Source organism: Streptomyces sp. NRRL S-118 (assembly GCF_000716335.1).
GTDB lineage: Bacteria > Actinomycetota > Actinomycetes > Streptomycetales > Streptomycetaceae > Streptomyces.
Map to the genome: position 1 here is coordinate 35,779 of NZ_KL591038.1, position 3,920 is coordinate 39,698.

Sequence of the window (3,920 nt, forward strand, 5' to 3'; positions counted from 1 at the left end):
AGGCGAGGTCGTGCCGGGCGGTCAATGTGTCGGGGTGGTCGGGGCCCAGCTTCTGGCGGGCGGCGGTGTGCAAGTCCTGGAAATAGGCGCGCGCGGCGGTGACGAGTCCAGTGTGGCCGAGGCTGTTTCCGGTGTGGAAGAGAACCGGGTGGGCGTCGGGCTGCCACAGGGCGTCTGCGGCGTGGGCAGTCAGGGCGGCGGTGTTGGCGCGCAGAGCCTGGCCGAGGGCAGTGTCGCGTTCGACCTCGGGCCAGGCCTCGTGCAAGGCGTCGGCGCAGGTACGGGCCGCCATGTCGCGTGCGGCGGGGCTAAGGGCTTCGCGGGTGGCACGTTGGACGAGGTTGTGGACGCGCACCTCTTGGTGAGGGGTGTTGGGGGTGTGGTCGGCCAGGCTGAGCCGGTGCAGGCAGCGCAGCGCGTCGGTCGCATCGTCCACCCCGACCGCGTGCGGGGATACGTCGGGATCAGTGTCACCGTCGGGGGTGCGGTGTTCGGTGAGGTAGGCGAGGGCTGGGGGCGAGGTCAGGACGGTGGCGGGGATGCCGTTGGGGTCGAGCAGGGCCACCAGGTGGAGCATGGGGCGGGCCAGGCCCGTCGGACGGAGCCGGTCGGCGTGTTCGATGGACAGAGACCAGGTGGCGGCCACTGTGGCGCGGTGGGCGTCAGGTAGGCCGCTGTCCTCGGGGACCAGGTCGGGCAGCGTACGGGCGCGGTCGGCCAGCCGGGCGCGGTAGGTGGCGCAGTCCAGGTGGAGGTCGAGGAGATAGGTGACCGCCTGGGCCAGGGCCAGCGGCAGATGGCCCAGGTCGCGGGCGAGCTCCTTGACCTGCCCGGGGTCGTCGTGGCGGCCTTGGGCGGCGAGTTTGGCCCTCAGGTAGCCGACGGCCTCGGCCTTGGTGAACAGGCCGACGTCGATGAGGTGGCCGGGCAGGGCGGCGTCGCGGCGGCGGGTGGTGACCATAGTGCAGCCGTTCGGGCGCGCGGGCGGCCACAGGTCACTCCGACCGTCCGTGCCGTTCAGGTGCGCGGGGTCACTCACGTCGTCGAGCACGATCAGCCATCGCCGGTCGGTGGACTGGGCCCAGGCCAGGAAGCGGACGGCGGCCCGCTCAGGGTCATCGAGGCCCGCGCATTGAGGGTCGTCGGGGTCGGTCACCGCGACAGCGGCCTCGGAGTAAGCGCTCAGGACCGCGTCTCTGCTAGTCGCGGTGACCCACACCAGCAGATCCACCGCCCCGGCCTGCCACGCGGTGCGGGCGTGGTAGGCGGCGAGCTGAGTCTTGCCGACCCCACCGATCCCAGCCAGCACCTGGCACAGCACCGCCGTCCCACCCCCGGCCACCGCTCGCTCCAAGGCATCGACGGCATCGCGGTGCTGGAAACAGTCCGCCTGCCGCGGGACCACGCCCACCAGCCGCGGCCACGAGAGCGGCGCCCGCGGCACGGCATGGTGCGTCACCGAATCGGCACGGCCGACCACCAGGGCACCGGACTGCGCGTAGAGCGATGTCTGCGCAGAGATGTGCGGCGCCTGGCTGACGCCGGGTACGGTCAGCGCTGCTCCGGACCCGGCATCGGAGGGTTTCCGAGGGACACGTCGCCCATCCGCAGGGCGGCCGCCGACCCGCGGTCGGCCTTGATGTCGGCGTAGCCGCCGATGGCGATGCCGTCGTCCCCGGCCGTGACTGCGCCGGAGGCCTGCCAGGCCACCAGTTCGCGCAGTTGCCCGGCGGCTTCCGCGCGGTCCGCCGCGCCCAGACTCTCCAGCAGGTCCTCGCACCGGGCCTGCCAGGATGCTTCCAGCCGGGTACGGACCTGGTCGGCGCCACCGGGGTCGGCGCGGTCCAGTTCGAGGGCCGACCGGTCCAATCGCTCCAGGACCACCTGGGTTTCCCGCGCGTCCCGGCGGCCGAAGATCAGGGCCACCCGGTCCCGGAATCCCGACCACACCTCGGTGCCGGCCGCCGAAGCCACCGCCGCCCCGAACGCCGAACCCAGAACAACCAACGCCTGATCCAACATGTCATCCCCCTGGCAAGGCTGCCCGCCCCATGTCTGTCTCTATGCCGGTAAAGGGTACCGATCCGGGCGCCTCACCGGACCGCCTCGGCAGACTTTGAATCGAGGGCACGTCACCATGGTCTGCCGCTCAGGGCCGAGTTACCAAGGACGACACTTCGACCGCGGCACACCGTCCGGCCGGGCATCGCGTCCGCCCTCGGTCTGACTCTGTCGATCACTGTTCTGCGCCGTCGTCGTCCTCGTCAAGGCCGCCGGCCCCTGGGTCGCGCAGCGGGCGCAGGTTGCCGTCGACCGGGGTGGAGGCGCGGAAGCTGTAGCGGCCGAGCACGTTGAGGTTGCCGTGCTTGAGCCGGGAGACGCGGGCGACGTCTTCGTCCAGGACATCGTGCTCGCGCTCCTCGGCGGGCAGGTACCGCAACTCCTCGATTGCGGCGTCGAGATAGCGGGTCGTCCACAGTACGGCGGCATTCAGCACGAGACCGAGCGCGCCGAGCTGGTCCTCCTGGCCCGTCTTGTACGCCTGCATGATCTGCCCGCGCTTGCCGTGGCAGATGTCCCGGGCGAGCTTGTGGCGGGACTCCTGCACGGTGAGCTGCCGGTTCATCTGCCGCCGGTAGGTGTCGTCGACTGGGTCGACCACCCGTAGCAGGTGCAGGGTCTTGGCGATCCGCCCGTACTCGGCGAACGCGGTGCCCAGCGGGGTGGGGCGTCCCTCGCGGCCGAACATCCGCAGCAGGTCGTACGCGCGGACCTGCCCGGTGACCAGGGAGCCGACCACTCTAAGCATGTCCGAGTAGGAGGCGGTGTCGGTGGCCACCATGTCCGGCTTCACCCCGGCGTCCAGGTTCAGCAGTGTGTCCAGGATGTGCATCGAGTCGCGCGGGGTGCCGGGCACCACCATCTGCCCGATTCCCGCTCGCCTCCCGCAGCAGCTTGTACGGCTTCGCCGCGACCTGCCCGTCCGCGGCCAGGTAGTAGGAGTCGCCGATCCGGATCGGGTCGATCGAGGAGGCTGGCACGAACGCCACGATCTCGATCGCCTTCGCCGTGGGCAGCGGCATCGAGTCGAGCTCCTCGTCGGTGACCGGCACGACCTGCTCCTTGGAGAGCTCGTAGCCGCGGCCGATCTCGTGCTGCTCGAGCACCTTGCCGTCGAGGTCGCAGACCTTTTGGTAGCGGATCCGGCCGCCGTCCTTCTCGTGCACCTGGTGGAAGCCGATGTTGTGCGACTCGGTGGGGCTCAGCACCTTGATCGGGATCGTGACCAGGCCAAACGAGATCGCGCCGCTCCATACCGGCCGGGGCCCGCTGGATCGGAATTCGCGGCACCAGCCGCAGACTCTGCCGTCCCCGTCTTCGTCCCGGTGCCTGCGGCGGCCGGCACCACGCCGCCGGTTCGCGCCGAGTCCGGCGTCGCGCGCGGCCGGCTGCTGCCCGGGGCGGACGACCCGTCATGGGACGAGGTACCCCTGCATCTGCGCCAGCAGTTGCGGATGGCCGCCTACCAGTTGGTGACGCCCGTGCAGAGGCCGTTGCAGCAGCCCGAGAACCGGCGCCTGCTGAGCGCCGTGCGGGCGGCCGGCCGGATGCGGATTACCGGTACGCACTGGCTGCTGCTGCTGACCGCCGAGCGGGCGGTCTTCGGCAGTCCGCGCAGCCAGCGGGCCAGCACGTTCTACGAGGTGCTGGAGCAGATCCTGGCTCAGCACCCGCCAGGGGCCCCGGCCGGTCTGAGGAAGACGCCCCAGTCGGCTGACCGCCGGGACGGCAGGCTCCTTGGTCTGCAGGGACGGCCCCGGCCGCGCCGGCGGTGGCCTATCGGGTCGCCGCCACCCTGCCGGGGGCGACGCCGGTGCTCGCGTGGTGTACCAGTGTCGGCGGGCGCCGCCCTACGTCCG

At 71.5% G+C, this 3,920-nt stretch carries 3 protein-coding genes and 2 pseudogenes; 1 reads left to right on the forward strand and 4 read right to left on the reverse strand.

What is annotated here, in order from left to right:
- From IH00_RS38255 to IH00_RS0135025, 4 genes and pseudogenes are all read right to left on the reverse strand, one after another.
- Window positions 1–1,480, reverse strand: a 1,480-nt coding sequence (locus IH00_RS38255; protein WP_078888132.1) for a tetratricopeptide repeat protein, incomplete at its 3' end; no start/stop codon positions are given.
- Window positions 1,481–1,551: 71 nt separating this feature from the next.
- Window positions 1,552–2,022, reverse strand: a complete 471-nt coding sequence (locus IH00_RS0135015; RefSeq protein ID WP_031080355.1) for a hypothetical protein — start codon at window positions 2,020–2,022, stop codon at window positions 1,552–1,554.
- A gap of 214 nt (window positions 2,023–2,236) precedes the next feature.
- Window positions 2,237–2,938, reverse strand: a pseudogene (locus IH00_RS0135020) (Tn3 family transposase); the annotation flags it as partial.
- A gap of 1 nt (window position 2,939) precedes the next feature.
- Window positions 2,940–3,302, reverse strand: a pseudogene (locus tag IH00_RS0135025) (Ku protein); the annotation flags it as partial.
- Between the two features lie 84 nt (window positions 3,303–3,386).
- Here IH00_RS0135025 and IH00_RS44675 point away from each other — a divergent pair.
- The coding region (locus IH00_RS44675; protein ID WP_234335086.1) for a hypothetical protein at window positions 3,387–3,920 on the forward strand (534 nt) is incomplete at its 3' end.

What these genes read in the sequence shown, in the direction of transcription:
- IH00_RS0135015 (WP_031080355.1), bottom strand. Translation starts at nt 2,022, where the DNA reads ATGTTGGATCAGGCGTTGGTTGTTCTGGGTTCGGCGTTCGGGGCGGCG.